Here is a 19641-nt window from a genome sequence, read left to right as displayed (position 1 = left end):
CTTATAGTTCCTTTGTTTTAGACTTAATAATCGTATAATCCTTTGCTAATGCCTGAGCGACAGCTTCTAGGTCAGCTTGCTGACACAGAACCTTTACATTTGGACCTGCATCCATGGTAAAATAGCACGCTAAGCCCTGCGCACGCAATTCCCTAACCCTGTCCATAGCCTGATAAGAAGCTGGGGTTAAATAGGAGAAAGCCGGTGAAGCTGTTTTGGTTGTCTCATGCATGGATAAGGCATTTGCCTCAGTTAATTGACCAACTTTTGCAAAATCATTGGCCTTTAAATAGCCAAGCATTGCGTGATAGTCTTGGTCAGATTGCTTGATCCAGTGTGAAAAACTAGTTGACGTTTCTGCACAACGTTGCATTCCCTCGCGGCTTGAAATGGCTTTTTTAGCATCATCAAGAATAATCACCACCATAGCGAGCTTAAGATCAGTTGGCACTCGGAAAATAGAGCCTGTCTGCTTTTCCCATGCGGCAACTGGGCCAAAAAAGGAACGTGAAGCAGAGCCTGAAGCAAATTTTGCGCATTGGGCCAGCTCAGCCTGGCTCAACCCACAATCAAACAAGTCATTGCAAGCTTTGACTAGGGCAGATAAACCACTCGAACTCGATGAAAGCCCTGCTGCTGTTGGCATAGTATTGGTTGTTTCGACTTTAACAAAAAGCTGCTTATCTTGTCGGTATTGATCAATGATGGCCGAAATTTTAGCATGCTCTTTTGGACTTTGCACTTCTCCATTAATCAAAAAAACATCAGCAGTGGCCGTAGCATCAAGACAGGTCAATCGCGTTTCTGTATACAAATCTTCCAAGGTTACAGAAATACTACTTGTTGATGGCGTCATCTTTTGAGCATCAGCCTTGCCCCAGTATTTGATGAGCGCAATATTGGCATAGGATTTAACACTTACAGTTTTTGGATCCACGAGTTTACGGCCCCTTCTTCTCTTAATTTCGCTTGAATGCTTGCTGCACTGGCTTGATCCTTAGCAAGAGCAATGATACAGCCACCTAAGCCACCACCAGATAGTTTAGCGCCCAGTGCCCCCTGCGCTTGTGCTACTTGCACCAGATGATCGGCTTGACCCACACTGACACCAATGGCCTGTAAACAAGTATGGGCCTGTGTCATGGCTTGACCAATGGCTTGGCAATCCTTGGTTTGTATCGCCCCTTCAACCAAGTTTGTCAAACGGCCTAACTCTGCTAACACGGGTAAATTTGCCTCTTCAAACTGCGCCACCTTGTTAACTGCCTCACGGGTGTGGCCATGAATACCTGTATCAGCAATGACTAAATATGCCCCTAAATCAATAGTAAGGCTTTCAAAACCAATATTACGAATAAACTTAATAGCCTGATCACTCAGACAGGTCTTAGCATCTAGTCCGCTAGGATTTGTATGAGCAATAATTTCGGCTTTATTAACTAAAATTTCCAGCAAATGATCTGATAAGGTTTTCCCAAAATAGTCATATACCGCACGAATCGCAGCAATTGAAACAGCAGCCGAAGATCCCATCCCACGTTTTGGTGGAATTTGGGAAACAATGTGGTAGGCTATAGGCTCCTTCTTTTTGCCTAATTCTTCAAGCGCTGCGTAGACTGCTGTTGCCAAAGGGTCATAAAAATCAAATACCAAAGGTTTATCGGCTGGAACTATCTGGCATTCAACTTCAATTGTTAGTAAGGGTAAAGCTATAGCAGGATAGCCATAAACTACGGAATGTTCACCCATCAAAATTATTTTGCTGTGGGCCTTTCCCACACCTATTTGCTTTGTTATCATCTTATTTTTCGATCATTTCATTTTTGATTTACCTTACTATTTTACATGTCTAATGGCAATTTGTCACGTATTCTTACCATAACTGCTAGATTTAGACGGCTAAACTATTCGTAGGGCAAATCTGTAGCAAAAAAGCAGCATTTTGCAAGGTTGTGAGGAAAAACAGCACGATTTAGGTTCCTAGCAAAATATATCACTACAGTTTATCGCCAAAATGTGCCTTCCTCAAAGTACTTTTTCATGTTTTTTAACAAACTAAACTCTCTTTAAAAGCCAAAACATACGTTTATTGCGAACTTTATTCGATATATGTCATTTTTTTAAAGAAATATCAGATAAATAGCGATCATTAGCTTGCTTATTAGCCTTATTCATTGTAAAATTTAATAGTAACATCATATTTTTCAAATTTAGGAGATTTTATGAAAAAGCATCTTGTGTTAAAAAGCAGTATTTTAGGTTTTGCAGCCAGCTTATCTGTCTTGACAGGAGCAGCTCACGCTGACCAAGTTGATGTGCAACTCCTAGGAGTTAATGACTTTCATGGTGCCCTAGATCAAACAGGCACCGCCTCTATGCCAGACGCAAAAGTCGCAGGAGCCGGTTCAGCTGCTCAACTGGACGCTTACATGGATAAAGCCGAAACTGATTTCAAATCAACCAGTCCTAACGGGACAAGCATTCGCGTTCAAGCTGGTGATATGGTTGGAGCTAGTCCTGCAAATTCTGCGCTCTTACAAGACGAACCAACTGTAAAAGTCTTTAGCCAAATGGATTTTAAATATGGAACGCTTGGCAACCATGAGTTTGATGAAGGCTTAGCTGAGTATCATCGCATTATGACAGGTACAGCGCCAGCAGCAGATTCTTCTATTAATACGATTACTAAGTCTTATGACCACCAAGCTGCTAAACAACAAATCGTCATTGCCAACGTCATTGATAAAGCTACAAACCAGATTCCTTATAATTGGCAACCATATGCTATTGAAACTATTCCTGTTAATAACACATCAGCCAAAATTGGCTTTATTGGCGTTGTTACTTCTGAAATTCCAGATCTTGTCCTTAAACAAAACCATGAAAACTATACTTTCTTAGATGAAGCTGAAACGATTGTACACTATGCCAAGATGCTGCGCGCCCAAAATGTCAATGCTATTGTCGTCTTAGCTCATATCCCTGCAACCAGCAACAAAGAAGGTCAAGTTGGAGACCAAGTTGCTATGATTATGAATAAGGTCAATCACATCTATCCTGACAACTCTGTTGATGTGGTTTTCGCAGGTCATAATCACCAATATACTAACGGAACTATTGGCACCACACGTGTCGTACAAGCTCTCTCCCAAGGTAAGGCCTATGCTGACGTCCGTGGACGATTAGATACAGATACTCAGGATTTCATCACTACGCCATCAGCTACCGTCACAGCTGTCGCACCAAAAATATTAGCAGGCAGTGCAGAAGTTCAAGCCATTGTCGACCAAGCAAATGCCATTGTTGCACAAGTCACCAATGACAAAATCGGTACAGCAGCTACCAGTGCTTCTATTTCACGCGAAGTCAACCAAGACATGGAATCGGCTGTTGGTGATTTAATCACACGCGCCCAATTAATGGCTGCCCGCGACTCCTACCCGGATGTTGATTTTGCCTTCACAAATAATGGCGGTATTCGTGCTGATTTGGTCGTCACTGATAACCAAACCATTACCTGGGGTGCCGCACAAGCAGTCCAACCTTTTGGCAACATTCTCCAAGTCGTTGAAATGTCCGGTCAAGATATTTACAACGTCCTTAACGAACAATATAACGAAAACCAACGCTACTTCTTACAAATGGCTGGCCTACGCTATACCTATACTGATAATCCAGCTGGTGATTCAACAACACCATTTAAGGTCGTTAAAGCCTATAAAGAAAATGGTCAAGAAATTATTCCAAGTCAGACTTATAAAGTCGTTATCAATGATTTCTTATTTGGTGGGGGTGATGGCTTTGCAAGCTTCCGCAAAGCAACCTTGCATGGAGCTATTAAGCCAGATACCGAAGTCTTCATTAATTACATTAAGGACCAAGAAGCAGCTGGCAAAAAGATTTCGTCACGCCTAGCTGGCACTAAAACTTATGTTAAAATAACAGTAGAAGGCTCACAAACCAGTGATGCCAACGGAAAACACGATACAATGACCCGTATTTTCCGTGATTGTACTGGACAAATTGTAGGTACCGAACCCATTTCAGAACTCTTCACTCCAAAAGCTGATCATAAGCTACAAGTCTCTCAACCAGCACAAAGTTTAGCAACACCGCAAACCAAGTCCCTTAGTCCTATGGCTCGTGCTAACCAAGCGGCTGTTACTAGTCAAGCAACCCTTCCAAAAACAGGTTCTAAACAAGGTAACGTGCTTTGGACTAGTCTACTTGGCTTATTGAGTCTAGGATTTGCAGCCCAGCTTAAGAAAAAAACCAAAGCTTAAAGGAACGTCTGTTCAATCCTTCCAAGTTAACTGTTAACTGAGACAAGCTCAACGACATACATGTGCTATGCCAAGCAAAAGTTTAAATGCTAAGCAAGACACGGACTTAGACGATTATTAAGCAGCAGACAGTCACCCAACTATTTCTGCTGACCCCTCTTATGACAGTACTGCTCTTAATGATGCTCCTAAGGCTTGTAGCATTAGCTTTTCATATCACAAGCTTATCTTATGGCGAGCAAAACAACCTAAATAACAAACTGCCGGTACAGACCCTTTACTAAGGTAAGAAGGGCTTACCGGCAGTTTTTGTATTTCACGATTAGAAGCACATAGCTGCGCGAGCCATTGGCTCTCTTTTTGGGCTCAAAATTTTATTATCCACTTTTTCACTATTTTTTAAAGCCCAAATAGCATCGTCTATATAACCTAATAATTTTCTTTTATCCATAGAATCAGGTATATCATTAAGTACTGCTTCTCTAAAACTTGATATTTTTTGTAAGGCAGTTTCTAAAAATTTTTTATCTTCCATAACAATAAACCTCAAGGTATAGGATTATGTATATCCCCCCAGAAACCTGCCATATGATTTGCTACATTATGAACAATATTTCCCCAATTAACTTTACAATTACCATTATTCATATTAGCAGGAGTATATGGTTTTCCAACTTTACAAATAATATTATTACTAACAGAACTAAACGGCGAATACCACTAAGCAGCATTAGCTGTTACAGTAAAACCTAAACCAAAAAATAAACCAATGAACATGGCAATAAAAACTTTTGTAACAGATCTTCTCATAATCTTACTTCTTCCACATTAACTTAATTGTGATTTTAACACCTTCAATATACTCCTAATCTCTAAAAATACAAGACTGTTTTTTAAAATATTTTTGTAGCATAATGGAAGTTATAAGCAACAAAATAAATATAAAAAGCCGCCTTCTAAAAAACGATTAGTTTAGATCAATTTATTATTGTCTAACTAATCGTTTTTTGTCGCATCAAGATCAAGTAACCACGGATTTAATTCTCATTTTAACAGGTCATCAGGGAAATTATTGAGGTGAGAAAAACAAGTCTAAACCTTCAAAATTAACTCTAGTCCACTCTTTAATAAAGGGTCTAATCATGATTGGTTACCTATTTTTACGCATAAGTACAAGGAGCGGCTCTAATCTAAAAAGCAAGAGCCGCCTTTTGGCCGCAACCACCATCAGACTGCTCTTTTCCTTGGGATTAACATCAATAGGACCTCACATCCTAGTGTGTCATCAGCAAGCACGCTAGGAAGTAAGGTTCTAAAACGACCATACTCTTAAACAACTCCTTGCGCGTGCATAGCCTTGGCCACCTTTAAAAAGCCTGCGACATTCGCACCAAACACCAAATCACCTTCCTTGCCAAAATGCTTCGCAGCAGCTGAGGACTCCTGGTAAATGGTTTGCATGATTGTCTGCAATTCAGCATCCACACTTTCAAATGTCCAAGTCCTACGGCTAGCATTTTGCGCCATTTCCAAGGCAGAAACAGCCACACCGCCGGCATTAGCTGCCTTAGCGGGAGCAAAAAGCACCTTGGCTTTTTGAAACACGTTGATTGCCTCAAGTGTACTTGGCATATTGGCTCCTTCTGTGACGGCAAGCACACCATTTTCCACTAACATTTGGGCGTGCTCTTTTGTTAGTTCATTTTGGGTAGCACAAGGAAAGACCAAGTCTGCTTTTATAGACCAAATGCTGCCTTGATCAGCAGGGACAAACTGGGCACCAGGATGGTTAGTTAAATAGTCTCTAACACGACCACGCTCAACCTCTTTAATCTGCTTCAAACTCGCCAAATCAATGCCCTTTGGATCGTAAATATAGCCTGATGAATCAGAAACCGCAAGGACATTTGCCCCTAATTCTTGCAACTTTTCTACTGCATAAATAGCCACATTGCCTGAGCCAGATACAAGTGCAGTCTTATCAGCCAAGGTTTCACCTTGTTCGGCTAACATTTCTTTTGCAAAGTAAACGGCACCATAACCAGTGGCCTGCGTTCTAGCCAGAGAGCCTCCATAACTTAAGCCTTTTCCTGTAAGGACACCAGCCTGGTAACTATTGAGACGCTTGTATTGTCCAAATAAATAGCCAATTTCCCGTGCTCCAACGCCAATATCACCGGCTGGAACATCTAAATCCGGCCCAATATGCTTTTGCAATTCTGTCATAAAGCTTTGTGCAAATCGCATGACTTCCTTGTCTGATTTTCCTTTGGGATCAAAATCAGAACCGCCTTTACCACCACCGATGGCTTGGCCTGTCAAGGCATTTTTAAAAATTTGTTCAAATCCTAAAAATTTAACAATCGACTGGTTAACTGAAGGATGAAAGCGTAGGCCCCCTTTATAGGGTCCAAGAGCTGAAGAAAATTGAACACGGTAACCACGATTCACCTGAACACGATCCTGATCATCAAGCCAGGGGACACGAAACGTAATCACACGTTCCGGTTCAACCAAGCGTTCCAATAAATTTTCCGCCATGTATTCTGGGTATTTATCAAAAACAGGGACTAAGGAAGCAAACACTTCTTCTACTGCTTGTAAAAATTCTGCTTCATGTGCATGGTGACTTTTGACGTTCTCTAAGACCTGAGCCACATATGTTTTCCCATCAATCATTTTCAAACCTCGCTTTTTGTTTTATATTCAAGTTCTTATTAGTATTATAAATTGTCAGAATATTCTTGTCAAATCTTGATAACGGCTACTGCTTTTTCGTTGACCAGCCAAATTAAAAAGTGCTCACGCTTTCTTGAGTTCAAAGTAGGTGTTCATTTTATTTCATTTGCTGTGTGGTGTTGATCAATCAATCTGACGGAGCTCCTATTTTACCGGCTAAATACTATTTTCTGAAGCTTAGTAGTAGTTTTAATGTCATCTGGTAAGGTTTATTCAGAAAGCTCACTAAGGTAATCAAAGCGAGTATATTTCTCAAGGAGTCTGTCATTGGCTTGATCGAGTTGGTGTTGTAACTCAGCTAAACGTCCATAATCACTGGTAAGATCATTCATTTGATCAGTGATTGTCTCAATGTCTTGTTCGATTAACGCAATATCAGCCTCTATGTTTGCCCATTCTTGTTTTTCAAGGTAAGACATCCGTTTCTTATTTGTTTTTGTCTGTGTTTGTTGACGAGCTGGGGCAGCTGCTTTTAAGTCCGTAGAAGATGAAGACATTTCTTGTAAAAACTGACGCTCATCTAAAAATTCACTGTAGTTACCAAAGTATAGTTTAATGCGGCCATTTTCAATCGATAAAATCTTATTTGCGACCTTATCTAAAAAATAGCGATCATGACTGACCGTAATAACCGGGCCTGCAAATTGTTGCAAGAAATTTTCTAAAACTGTCAAAGTAGCAATATCAAGATCATTAGTTGGCTCATCCAAAAGCAAAACATTGGGCTTTTCAATCAGGAGTTTTAAGAGATAGAGCCGCTTTTTTTCGCCACCTGAGAGTTTACCAATCAGGGTTCCGTGGCTAGCCCTCGGAAATAAAAACTGTTCTAAGAGATCACTAATGCTAGTCGTCCCAACCTTTGTTTTGACCTCATCTGCCACTTCTTGGAGGTAGGAAATAACCCGCTTGTTATCATCCATGTCCCCAATTCCTTGCCTAAAATAAGCAATGCGAACCGTTTCACCAATGCTAATCTGACCCTTGCAAGGTTGCAAATCACCATTAATCAATTGTAGCAAGCTTGTTTTCCCAACACCATTATCACCAACTATGCCAATCCGATCTTGATTTTGAATCAGTAAGCTAAACTCCTCAAATAAAGGTGTTGCATCATAACCAAAGGAAACCTGATCAAAGCTAATCACTTTCTTACCGATACGGCTTGTTTCAAAATGCAATGTCAGCTCCTTGGCCTGTTGATCGTTACTTACTGCCTTTTGTAACTCATGAAAACGATCAATTCGGGCTTGCTGCTTGGTGGCTCTGGCCTGTGGTTGACGGCGCATCCAGCTTAGCTCTTGTTTATATAGTTGTTGATTTTTATGATGTGTTGCAGCTTGTCGCTCATCTGCTTCTGCTTTTAAGCGTACATAATCCTGGTAATTACCTTGGTATTCTGTCAACTGAGCTTGGTCTAACTCAAAAATCTGGGTCGCCAAGGCATCCAAAAAATACCGATCATGGGTAATAAAAAGAACGGTTTTCTTACTGGAAATCAGGTAATGGGTCAGCCATTGAATGGTAGCACTATCTAAATGATTGGTCGGTTCATCTAAAAGCAAGAGGTCAGCATCATTAAGCAGGGCTTGTGCTAGTTGAACTCGACGGCGTAAACCGCCTGATAACTGACCTACTGGTTGGGTTAAATCATGAATGCCTAATTTAGAAAGAACGGTCTTAACCTCGCTTTCAATTGTCCAGGCAGCTGTGCGGTCCATCTCTGAAATGAGCTCTTCTAACCGTGATTGATTGGTCTGCTTGTATTGTGACATTAGTAATTCATAGTCACGAATCAAGCGCATTTCTTCGATATCTGCTGACAAAACAGTATCTAGCACCGATGCCTGATCATCAAAATGGGGTGTTTGCGTCAAATAAGCTATCTGATAATCATTTGATTTGATAAAAGGCGAAACATCACCATCATAACCAAGCTTACCAGCAATCACATCTAGCAGGGTTGTTTTACCTGTGCCGTTGACACCGATAATGCCAATCCGATCCAAAGAATGTACAATAAAGGAAATATCTTTAAAAACGGTTTTATCGCCGACACTTTTGCTCAATTTCTCAACAATTAAATCACTCATTGGCTAACTCTTTCTTAACAAAATTAAGGATAGCTTCTTTGGTATTAGCCAAGTCACCATCTACTATTTTTTCTTCTATTTGTTTGAGGATATGGCCTAATTTTGGACCAGGTTGAATGCCAAAGGTTTGGATTAAGTCTCCCCCCTTAATGACAATCGCATGCTTATCGTAAATCGTTAGTGCCTGATAGAGCTGATCAATCGCCCTAAAATCAGTGGACAAGCCTTGGGCATGCCGCAAATTCTCTACTAGCTGGGCTATTTCCTTGCCATAATGGTAGAGATCAGCCTTGCTTAGTGCCCTCTTTGTTCTCAATTGATACAAGGCCACCATTTGCAAAACGGCATTTTGAAACTCATTTGAGGTTTTCCAGGCCTTAAGAAAAGTTCTGGGCTCAGCAATTTTCAAATACAAAATGAGCGCCCCCCATGCTTGGACATCATTTTGGAAGCAAAAATCAGGGCCCAGCTGATCAATCATCAGCAAACAGGCCTCCTTGGCCTGCTCAAGTCCAGGCAAATAGTGATGAGCACAAGCCTTAAGCAATTGTTTAAGTCCCTTTGTCCAGGCTTTAGCCAGCAAGAGTTTATCAAATTCAATAAAGGAACGTTCAACTGAAATTTTAGCTAATAATGGTGCATGGCTAACCATAGCTTGATAAGTAGACGCCTCAATGTCAAAATCAAGTGTTGCTACAAAACGAAAGCCACGCATAATACGTAAGGCATCTTCTTCAAAGCGTTCTTGAGCCTTGCCCACAGCTCGTAGCTTTTTGGCTTTTAAATCGGCTATGCCAGAAAATTTGTCAATCACAGTGCCATCACTCGCTAAGGCAAAGGCATTGACTGTAAAATCACGTCGCTTTAAATCTTCTTCTAATGAGCGGATGAAAGCAACCTGACTTGGTCTTCGGTAATCAACATAGACGTCTTCTGTTCGAAATGTCGTGATTTCATATTCATGATTATTTTCTAGAACCAACACAGTACCGTGTTCAATGCCAATATCAACCGTCCGTGCAAACAACTGTTTGGTTTCATGAGGATAAGAGCTTGTCGCGATATCAACATCATGAATCGGTCGTCCAAGCAAGCTATCACGGACACTGCCACCGACAAAATAGGCCTCGTAGCCTGCGGCTTTGATTCTTTCTAAGATTGGTAAAGCCTCCTGAAATTCAGAAGGCATGGTTGTTAATTTCATTTAGTTTCTTTCTTGCATTTGGGTTATTTACGAATGCCGCTCCTTAATTATTATAAGGTATAAAAAAGAAAGAGTCAGCATTAGCTACACTAACAGTTAGTAAATGACATTGGCATTTTAGGAGTCATACCAATTCCGATCGCCCCTGGGCCTAGATGCACGCCCACTACCGCACTAAACTGTGCTAATTCAAACTGATCAGCAAAGCCATTTTCAAGCAGGAGGTGATGGAGGGCTGCAACCTTCTCATCCGCATTGGCACCAATAATCGAAAACTCATAATCTCCTGTTTGAGCAAATGCTTTGACCAACTCAACAATTCGCTTTAAGGCTTTCTTTTCTGTGCGTACTTTTTCATAAACCACGATTTTACCCTCATCATCAAAATAAAGGATAGGTTTGATGCTCAATAAACTCCCTAATAAGGCCGAACCGTTTGATAGGCGACCGCCCTTTACGAGATGATTCAGATCATCTACAACTATAAAGGCAGTAGTTCGTTCAATCTGATCCTGCAAAAGCGTAACGATTTGAGTAAAATGCAGGTCATTTTGCGCCCAATTCAGAACATTTCGAATCATAAGGCCAACAGGCACAGAGGCGATTTTACTATCAGGAAAGGCAATTGTTAACTGAGTGTGTTCTTCTACTAAAAATTGAATATTTTGCCAAAAACCTGAAATTCCTCCAGCTAAAAAGAGGCCAATAACATGCGTGTAACCCTTATCTTCTAATTGATGCAATAAATCATCCAGCTCGGTTAAAGCTGGCTGACTCGTCTTAGGTAGCTCACTTGAGTTAGCCATTGCTTGATAAAAGTCATCACGTTCTAAATTGTGACCTTCATAGTAGGTTTGACCATTCATCATGATAGGAAAATCAATCACAAAAAGGTCAGGGTGCCCCTGTATGCAATCAGGAAGGGCCGCAGTGTTATCGGTAATGACAGCTAATTTCATTAATTACTAAACTCCAAATTAATTCCAGGTTGATCCAAAGCAATTTCAGTTACTTCAAGCGTTAAGCGTTGTACCATATTCAACAAAGGCGCAGCTAGGGACTCGACTTCTACTTGTGAAAATTCACTTGGGCTTTCTACCAGACGATTCATGATCCGAACCATTTGCGAAATAACCCCACTAATCACAAACTCTTCTTTAACGATGATAAATTGCAAAACAGAAACAACGGTCGTTTCATTCGCTTCCTCGTCACGGTTAACCAGTTGGAAAGTCACTTCAAAATTTGTTTCCGGAGTACCGTTTTCTTGTTCCCATTCTAAATTACGGGCATCATAATGGTATTGGTTAACAAATTCTTTTTCGCGTTCTAATTGCATGTTTCTTCTCCTTGAGATCAATATGACTCATTATAACATAGTTTAAAAGAATGTTAAAGTCAGCTTAAAAGGTACCGCACAGCAAGTGATCGTAAACATAGACTAGTGTTTAACAAAGAAAAAGAACACTAGGCCAGTTTGTTATCGTGCTCAAACCCCATTTAGGGAAATGGCACCACTACTGATCAGGATTGGCCTGTTTTAGCTACTAGAAGCTCAGTAGCTTTCTGCTTCTGCCGAAATTTTGATTGGACACAATTTCCTCTTTTTTGCCGCTTTTCCCTTCTTGCGCAGGCCCTTGCCTTAGTTCCTTTTCATATTTCGCTTGAAAATAGGCTTGCGCAGCTATTCGTTTACGTACTGAGGAGAAAGGTAGAGGAGTTCTGTATATTTTTGATAGATTTCTGTTAGTGCTTTCATTGATTTTATTATAGCAAACCACCAAAAAATCATCCCGTAGGATGATTGGAAAAGGTTAATGACCAGTAGGATAGCGCTGTGCCCACGCCTCATCTATCTGTAAGGTTTGTTCATCAGTGTAGGCTTTGCGATAATGATTCCACACTTTTTTTACTACTGCTACCTGAGTGGGTTCTGATGCATTTGCACCCACTTGAAGCTTGGAATTAGCTTGAGCACCAGTATCATAAGCCGTTAAGCCGTAATTTTGAATAATACTGTTTAACTTAGTATTGTAAGACGTATCCGTTGCATATAAGCCGGTCAATGCCGCAGTGGCATCTTGGTAGGACAGCGTATTAGACTTGCGTACCCCAGCATAAAGATCTGAACCAAGCAAATTAGCATAATCACTGAGGGAGGCATAGATACTAGGATAGACTCTAAAAGGTTGGTCAACTTCATAGGCTCGGCCTGTGCCATCATCTTCCCAGGTCTTCATCAGGATTGAGCCACCATTATAGCTCCCTTTTATACCAAAAAAATTATAATGAGGGGCTTGACTTAGGCCTGACTGACCACTTGCAGATTCCAAAATAGCTTGCGCAATCATGACAGAGGCATACAAGTCATGCTCTTGTGCGATTTGACTAGCTGTTCCCCCGATCTCATTAATAAACGCTTGTGTTGGTGTTGTGGTCACAGCTTCTGCTACAACATCATTTGCTTTTTTTGATTGCACTGTTGCAAAAACGAGTCCGATGACCGTTATAGCCACAGCTAAGCAAGCAAAGACGTTTTTTCCTTTCCTAAACATGGTATCTCCTATTATGTATAATGTCACTTTTCTTTTTATTTTAGTAGGAATAGTATACCACAGGATAAAAGTATTTAGATACTAACTTCTAGTATTTAACCAATTCATAATGTTTGTCTTCAAATTGAAATATTTAATCAGGTGATTACTGCCCTACTTGACAAAGTCAAATAGGGTTAACTGGTATTGCTCAATCAAGGCATTTAACTTATCCTGATAATGACTATCAGTCGCATAGGTTCCAGTTAAGCTAGCGGTAGCACTGTGATAAGATTGGCCTATCTGCTTATGAGTATTTTGATACAAAGGATCCGATAAGACCATTGCATAGTCTTCAAAACTCCTTGCTGGAGAGCCATAGGCCCGAAAGGCTGCATCTACCTGATAAAGCTGGCCTGTCCCATCATCCTCACTTGTCGGGAGAATAACCGACTTGCCCCGGTAGTCACCTTTGATACCAAAAAAATTATAATAGGGCTTTTGGCTAAGTTGCGATTGCCCCTTGTGCGACTCAAGAATTGCTTGCGCTAGCATCACTGAGGGATAAAGCTGGTGCTTGTTGGCCACAGATTGAGCTGGCTGGCTGATGGACGCGATAAATGAAACGGTCTCACCGCCCCTATACGGCTGCAAAGCCTGACGATACCACTTAAGGGTACGCCAACTCGTAAACACCGTTAGCAAGATAATCAATAGTGCCAAGCGTCTGGTCAATTGCTTGGCTGTTTTGGGTGCAAATCGATAAGCGTGCAAACGTTTTGTTCTTTGTTTAGGCATCTACTTCCTCTTGGTTTCTAAGCTTGACTGATTTACAGGATAAGGTCCAATCCCTTACCACAATAAACCTTAACCTAATCCTATCATAACTAAGGTCACAAAGCCCAGTAAAAAGCTAAACCTTTCTAGTAATAGTGTAAGAGCTGAGCAGCCGTTAAAAACTGACCTTTTGAACTAAAAAACCAAGGCGAAGAGCCTTGGCAGTTTAATCTATGTACAGCACCCATTATTTTTCTTTACGAAGGGCACCAAATAAAATACCTGATACAATAGCGCCAATAATAACAAAGACTAAATAAAGAATGGGATTACTGGTAAGAGCGATAACAAAGATCCCTCCATGTGGTGCCAGTAATTTAATCCCGGTAAGGCCAACGAGAGCTCCTGCAAGGGCTGAACCGACAGCAAAGCTTGGAATGGCACGAGCTGGATCGGCAGCAGCAAAAGGAATAGCACCTTCAGTGATAAAGGAAAGCCCCATCACAATATTGGTTAAACCAGAATCACGCTCTTCTTTGCTAAACTTATTTTTGTACAATAAAGTAGCAATAAAGACCGCAAGCGGCGGTACCATACCTCCTGCCATAACAGCAGCCATAACCACAGAACCGCCATTTGTCACTGTAGCAGCAAGTGTACCAGTACCAAAGACATAAGCCGCTTTATTAATCGGCCCACCCATATCAATAGCCATCATACCACCGACTAAAAGTCCAAGGAGCACGGCTGAACTACCAGATAAACCAGTAAGGAAATCATTTAAAGCTGTATTAATAGCAGCCATTGGAATATTAACTGCAAGCATTAAAAATCCTGTTAGTAAGACACCTAGCAAAGGTAGCAGCAAGATTGATTTAGCACCTTCAAGTGAACGCGGTACCTTAACATATTTTTTAAGCGCAAGGACAACATAACCTGCTAGAAAACCACCTACCAGTGCGCCAAGAAAACCTGATGGAACACCAGCTAAAGCAAGTGTTTTTTCTCCACCAGCAGCATAAGGAATTCCTCCATAAGCAAAGCCACTTGCCGCAATTGCTCCTGCTACGAAACCAGAAACCAAGCCTGGTTTTTCAGCTATGGAGTAGGCAATATAACCCGCTAGAACTGGAAGCATAAAGCCAAAGGCTGCTCCACCAATGTTTTTAAACATAGCGGCAATTTCATGATAGGATCCAAGGTTACTTAGTTGGTCTTTAGGAACTCCAAGCATATTATCAAGCAAGAAAGCAAGCGCAATCATAATCCCACCACCAATAACAAATGGTAGCATTTGGGATACCCCACCCATCAAGTGTTTATAGAAGGCTTGAGCAGCAGTTAACTTTTCGTCACGCACTTCGTTTTTAGCACCATTTTGGGCATGATAAGTATCAGCTTGATTATTTAAAATAATCTGAATCAATTCCTCAGTTTTCTTAATCCCATCTGCGACAGGTCGATTAACCAAGGGTTTCCCATCAAAGCGTGCCATATCAACTGCTTTATCAGCGGCAATAATAACTCCCTTAGCCTTTGCAATCTCTTTTGCTGTTAGTTTATGAGCAACGCCTGATGCCCCATTCGTTTCTACTTTGATGCCAACGCCCATTTCAGCAGCTTGTTTTTTGAGGGCTTCTTCAGCCATGTAGGTATGGGCAATACCCGTTGTACAAGCGGTAACAGCAACTATAAACTCTTGACCAGCCACTGGTGTTGCTTGTGCGGACTGCGTTTTTTGCTTTTCTTGGGCATCAAAGATAGCAAGCACATCTTCAGGCTTTTTAGCACCGCGCAACTGATCAGCAAAACCATCTTTTAATAAGTACTGAGATAATTCTGCTAGCGCAGCTAAGTGGGTATCATTGGCTCCGTCTGGCGCAGCAATCATAAAGAAAAGGTCTGTTGGTCGTCCATCTAAAGAGGCATAGTCAACTCCTTTGGCTGACTTAGCAAAGAGCACTGTTGCTTCTTTGACAGCAGCATTTTTGCTGTGGGGCATTGCAATCCCATCGCCTAGACCAGTTGTCATTTGGGCTTCGCGGTTCATGATGCCAGTTTTAAAGGTATCATAGTCAGACACCACACCATGCTTAGTAAGGCTGGTAATCATTTCATCAATAGCAGCTTCTTTTGTCGTTGCCTTGAGATCCATAATCATGACTTTTTGATTGAGTAAGTCTTGAATTTTCATCGTTTTTCTACCTCTACTTTTTGATAAATATCTCTAATAAAATCAGCTGTAGCCAGATCATCAGAAAAAGTTGTTGCTGTACCACAGGCTACGCCCCACTTCAAAGCTTCAACAGGATCTTTTGACTTGACATACTCACCTGTAAAGCCAGCAACCATTGAATCGCCTGCGCCAACTGAATTCTTAACTTGACCTGTGATTGGTTTAGCAAAGTAGGCTGCCTCTTTTGTGACCAAGAGTGCGCCATCACCAGCCATTGAAATGATCACATGCTTAGCTCCCTTAGCTAAGATTTGACGTGCATAAGTTTCAATCGCATCAAGTCCATCAAGCTCCACCCCAAAAATAGCAGCTAACTCATGATTATTTGGTTTTACCAAGAGTGGTTGGTATTCTAGTGCATCTAAAAGGGTTTGACCCTCAAAGTCACAGACCACTTCGGCACCAGCCTGCTTAGCAATAGGAATTAACACATTGTAAACATGATTGCCCAAGCTAGCTGGGGCAGAGCCTGCAAAGACAACTGTATCCTCCTTGCTTAATCCTGCTAAGATGGTTTCTAAGCTCTCTAGCTGTTCTTGAGAAATAGTAGGTCCTGTGCCGTTGATTTCTGTTTCTGAATTCGCTTTAATCTTCACATTGATGCGGGTATCTTCGTTGACTTTAATGAATTCAGGATTAATGCCTTCCTTGATAAGGCCTTCTTCGACAAACCGTCCTGTAAACCCTCCAATAAAGCCAGTAGCGACATTATCAATGGCTAAGCGCTTTAGTATTCGGCTGACATTAATGCCCTTTCCCCCGACGAATTTATCATCACTAACCATACGGTTAACATTACCTAGTTCTAGGTGATCTAGGCGGACGATAAAATCAATCGAAGGATTTAAAGTCACAGTATATATCATACTTCAATGACCTTCGCTTTCTCTTTAATTTTTTTCAAGACCATCCCAGCAGAGGCTTGCGTGATAATGCCAATGTTATCAATTGGTGATACTTTAACGAAGGACACTTGATTAATCTTTGAGCGATCTGCTAGAACGTAGGTCTGCGTGGCATTTTTAATAACGGCACTTTTGACGACTGCTTCTTCCATATCAGGTGTTGAGAGGAACTGTTCTGTCACACCATTCATCCCAATAAAAGCCTTATCAAAATTAAGTTGCTGGATCTGTTGCAAAGCCACACTGCCAATACTGGCATCTGTGGTTTCTTTAACATGACCACCAATAATAATGGTTTTAATCTTTTGATCCACAAGCCGTGCGGCATGATGAATCGAATTGGTCACAACAGTGAGATTAGCCTGCTGTAAATAAGGAATGAGCAGCTCTGTGGTCGTACCAGCATCTAAGAAAATCACATCGTTGTCATGGATTAGCTGGGCGGCTTTTTGCGCAATTTGCTGTTTATCATGACTGTTTTTGACAGATTTTTCACTGTTAGATAACTCGCTCATCAAAGCGGGGAGCCGTTCTGCTCCACCATGAACCCTATGTAACTTCCCTTCTGCCTCAAGTTCATCAAGATCCCTGCGAATAGTTGATTCTGAGCTATCAAGAAGGCACATTAAATCATCTAAAGTCACAAAGTTATCTTGACTGATCTTCTCCAAAATCAGTTGTTTTCGTTTCGTTTTTAAAATGATAACCACCTCCTGCTGAAATCGGTTACAACTATATTATACGCTTTCATTTTTCAATGTCAAGCATTTTCTTTCAAAAACTGTCAGACCATGCCACAAAAAAGCCAGCTTTTTAGCATAAGCTGACTTTCGGGTAATTAGTTAATGCTTAAGATCTTCTCTTTAGTGTGTACCATCTCAGTAATCAAGCGACAATAGGGTGTCTCAATACCGAGTTTTTGGCCTTTGGCATTGACCGCACCATTTAGAAAATCAATCTCTGTTTTACGATGGTTTTGCACCAAGTCCTGGTGCATTGATGGGTAATGGTGTGCTGCTTTCACTGAAGTGTCCATTACATAGGTGGTGATTTCTTCCTCATTGAGCTCTACACCTTCAGCCTTACCAACAGTGACAAACTCGTGAATGATACTATTGACCATCTTCAACCCATCTTGACTTGTAAATAATTCACCAATAGTACAGTCCAAAAGGGCACATAGGGAATTCATCGAGCCATTGACACAGGCCTTGCGCCAAATATGAGGTAAAACATTATCATCATAGGTGGCATTGAGTTTGGCTTGGTTTAATAGCTCAGCTACTTGGTGGCCAGCCTCTTGGTTAGCAGGATCCAAGCTTTGAAGATTGAGTGCACCCACACCTTGCAAATGCGCATGTCCAGGACCTTTAAGACCTGCTGTCCAAACGGTGACACCCATTAAAATGTTATGAACTGGGATATAGTGGCGAATGACATCCTCATGGCCAAGGCCATTGAGTAAGCAAAGCACCTTGGTCTCTTGTCCAATAATGCCTTTAATGTCTTGCAACATTTGTGGCAATTGCATGGCTTTTGTAAAGAGGATGATTAAATCAGCTTCTCGTGTCGCTTCGGTTGGTTTCATAATAGGTAATGACACATTGTCCTCAACATCACCAGTGATGGTCAAGCCCTTGTCTTTGATGGCAGCAATGTGCTCAGCCCAATTATCTAATAAGATAACTTCGTGATTTGTTTGTGAAATTTGGTAACCAAAACGGCAACCCATAGCACCAGAACCAGCAATATAAACTAACATCTTTTTCTCCTTTTATATAGATAAGATAATAAGTGACCTTAACCTTCAAAGATGAAAATATCATCTTGATAGAGCTTGAGCACATTTTTACAAATGTAATGTGCTACAAAGCCAAGGCCAAATGGGATAAGAAGCCAGGCGATAAGGATAATGACTACATTACTCCCCCCTGCCAAAGAAGCAATCGGACCAACCGCTCCAACCAGACCAAATCCTGAGGAGGCTGGCGTTCCAACCAGATTAAAAATCGGGACGCTCAAAGAACTAAGAGTTGCTGTAACAATCATTGGAATGGCCATTACTGGGTGTTTTAGGAAATTTGGCATCATCATTTTCATTGCGCCAAGAGCAATGGCAAGTGGAACACCTGATTTATTCACTTTTAGTGTTGCCCAAACCAAGACTGCTGTCGTTGAAGCAATTCCCATAGAAGCTGCTCCTGCCGCCATACCATTTAAACCGATTGCTAAACCAATCGCTACTGTTGAAATCGGACTGACAATTAAAAGAGCAAAGGCAATAGCAATTAAAATAGACATCATAAATGGTTGAAGTGTCGTAAAAGAGTTTATTCCTTGACCAATCAACGTGGTGACATACGAAACATAAGGAAGTAATTTCCAGCCGATGTAACCAACACCTGTACCAATTAGGATAGGAAGTAAGATAATCGTTAAAGAACCTAATTTGTCACCAAACCATTTAACGGCTAAGACAGCTAAGGCTGCTGTCAGCATCATATTGATTAAATCACCGATGCCTTTTAATTGAAAGGTGCCTACCACAGTCCCTTTTTGGATAACTTCAGTATAAGCCCAAGCCCCAGAGCCAATGTAGGCTGCGCCTCCAACAGCAAGTTGCTGCATTGGATTAAACTTAAATTGTTGCCCAATCAAAAAACCAGCCATAATTGGTGTAAAGAATTGGAAAACTTGGACAATATGTAAAAACTCTGCCGCTGCTGCATTTGGAAGCAATGGCTTCAAAAAGGTTGCCAATATAGCATTTGGAATCAAAGCAACGACAATGGCAGTGGCCGTGCCCGAAAGAATCTTACTGACAAATGAGCCAAACGACTCTTTTGACGGTGTAGTAGCTGTCATGTAAAGAC

Annotated in this window: 16 protein-coding genes; 1 reads left to right on the top strand and 15 read right to left on the bottom strand. The window is 41.2% G+C overall.

Going from position 1 to position 19641, the window contains the following annotated elements; genetic code table 11:
* Position 1: 1 nt before the first annotated feature.
* Positions 2-937, bottom strand: a complete 936-nt coding sequence (mvaD, locus tag K5J94_RS06395) for a diphosphomevalonate decarboxylase (RefSeq protein ID WP_221912653.1) — start codon at positions 935-937, stop codon at positions 2-4.
* Entirely contained in the window at positions 919-1800 is an 882-nt protein-coding gene (gene mvk / locus K5J94_RS06390) for a mevalonate kinase (RefSeq protein ID WP_408022826.1), read from the bottom strand. The genes mvaD and mvk overlap by 19 nt, the downstream gene beginning before the upstream one ends.
* A 422-nt stretch (positions 1801-2222) precedes the next feature.
* On the opposite strand from mvk, the gene K5J94_RS06385 reads away from it, so the two are divergent.
* Positions 2223-4283 carry a surface-anchored 5'-nucleotidase gene (locus K5J94_RS06385; protein ID WP_221912652.1) on the top strand — a complete coding sequence of 687 codons (2061 nt, stop codon included), beginning with the start codon at positions 2223-2225 and terminating at the stop codon, positions 4281-4283.
* A 322-nt stretch (positions 4284-4605) separates the two neighbouring features.
* On the opposite strand, the gene K5J94_RS06380 is transcribed toward K5J94_RS06385, so the two are convergent.
* From K5J94_RS06380 to K5J94_RS06320, 13 genes are all read right to left on the bottom strand, one after another.
* Positions 4606-4818 carry a hypothetical protein gene (locus K5J94_RS06380; protein WP_159564315.1) on the bottom strand — a complete coding sequence of 71 codons (213 nt, stop codon included), beginning with the start codon at positions 4816-4818 and terminating at the stop codon, positions 4606-4608.
* A 794-nt stretch (positions 4819-5612) separates the two neighbouring features.
* Positions 5613-6962, bottom strand: a complete 1350-nt coding sequence (gdhA, locus tag K5J94_RS06375) for an NADP-specific glutamate dehydrogenase (RefSeq protein WP_159564317.1) — start codon at positions 6960-6962, stop codon at positions 5613-5615.
* Between the two features lie 269 nt (positions 6963-7231).
* A complete protein-coding gene (locus K5J94_RS06370; RefSeq protein WP_221912651.1) occupies positions 7232-9112 on the bottom strand; it encodes an ABC-F family ATP-binding cassette domain-containing protein in 1881 nt (626 codons plus the stop codon).
* A complete protein-coding gene (locus K5J94_RS06365; RefSeq protein ID WP_159543857.1) occupies positions 9105-10316 on the bottom strand; it encodes a CCA tRNA nucleotidyltransferase in 1212 nt (403 codons plus the stop codon). Before K5J94_RS06365 ends, K5J94_RS06370 begins: the two co-directional genes overlap by 8 nt.
* Positions 10317-10405: 89 nt before the next feature.
* Positions 10406-11275, bottom strand: a complete 870-nt coding sequence (locus K5J94_RS06360) for a DegV family protein (protein ID WP_221912650.1) — start codon at positions 11273-11275, stop codon at positions 10406-10408.
* Complete coding sequence (locus tag K5J94_RS06355) at positions 11275-11655, bottom strand: DUF1149 family protein (RefSeq protein ID WP_159543861.1); 381 nt, start codon at positions 11653-11655, stop codon at positions 11275-11277. Before K5J94_RS06355 ends, K5J94_RS06360 begins: the two co-directional genes overlap by 1 nt.
* A 475-nt stretch (positions 11656-12130) precedes the next feature.
* The gene (locus tag K5J94_RS06350) at positions 12131-12871 is read right to left on the bottom strand and encodes a glycoside hydrolase family 73 protein (protein ID WP_221912649.1); all 741 of its coding nucleotides are present in this window, start codon (positions 12869-12871) and stop codon (positions 12131-12133) included.
* Positions 12872-13024: 153 nt separating this feature from the next.
* Entirely contained in the window at positions 13025-13648 is a 624-nt protein-coding gene (locus K5J94_RS06345) for a glycoside hydrolase family 73 protein (RefSeq protein WP_159593219.1), read from the bottom strand.
* A gap of 226 nt (positions 13649-13874) precedes the next feature.
* A complete protein-coding gene (locus tag K5J94_RS06340) occupies positions 13875-15821 on the bottom strand; it encodes a PTS fructose transporter subunit IIABC (protein ID WP_159543867.1) in 1947 nt (648 codons plus the stop codon).
* Complete coding sequence (pfkB, locus tag K5J94_RS06335; protein ID WP_159564327.1) at positions 15818-16729, bottom strand: 1-phosphofructokinase; 912 nt, start codon at positions 16727-16729, stop codon at positions 15818-15820. Before pfkB ends, K5J94_RS06340 begins: the two co-directional genes overlap by 4 nt.
* Positions 16726-17469 carry a DeoR/GlpR family DNA-binding transcription regulator gene (locus K5J94_RS06330; protein WP_268892464.1) on the bottom strand — a complete coding sequence of 248 codons (744 nt, stop codon included), beginning with the start codon at positions 17467-17469 and terminating at the stop codon, positions 16726-16728. The genes pfkB and K5J94_RS06330 overlap by 4 nt, the downstream gene beginning before the upstream one ends.
* 137 nt (positions 17470-17606) lie before the next feature.
* Positions 17607-18530: a 2-dehydropantoate 2-reductase gene (locus K5J94_RS06325; RefSeq protein ID WP_159564329.1), complete on the bottom strand. Its 924-nt coding sequence runs from the start codon at positions 18528-18530 to the stop codon at positions 17607-17609.
* A 38-nt stretch (positions 18531-18568) separates the two neighbouring features.
* Entirely contained in the window at positions 18569-19633 is a 1065-nt protein-coding gene (locus K5J94_RS06320) for a PTS transporter subunit IIC (RefSeq protein WP_159550246.1), read from the bottom strand.
* Positions 19634-19641 lie beyond the last annotated feature (8 nt).

Origin of the sequence: Streptococcus halichoeri, assembly GCF_019774635.1 — a bacterium.
Lineage (GTDB): Bacteria > Bacillota > Bacilli > Lactobacillales > Streptococcaceae > Streptococcus > Streptococcus halichoeri.
This window is presented reverse-complemented; position numbering and strand designations above follow the sequence as displayed.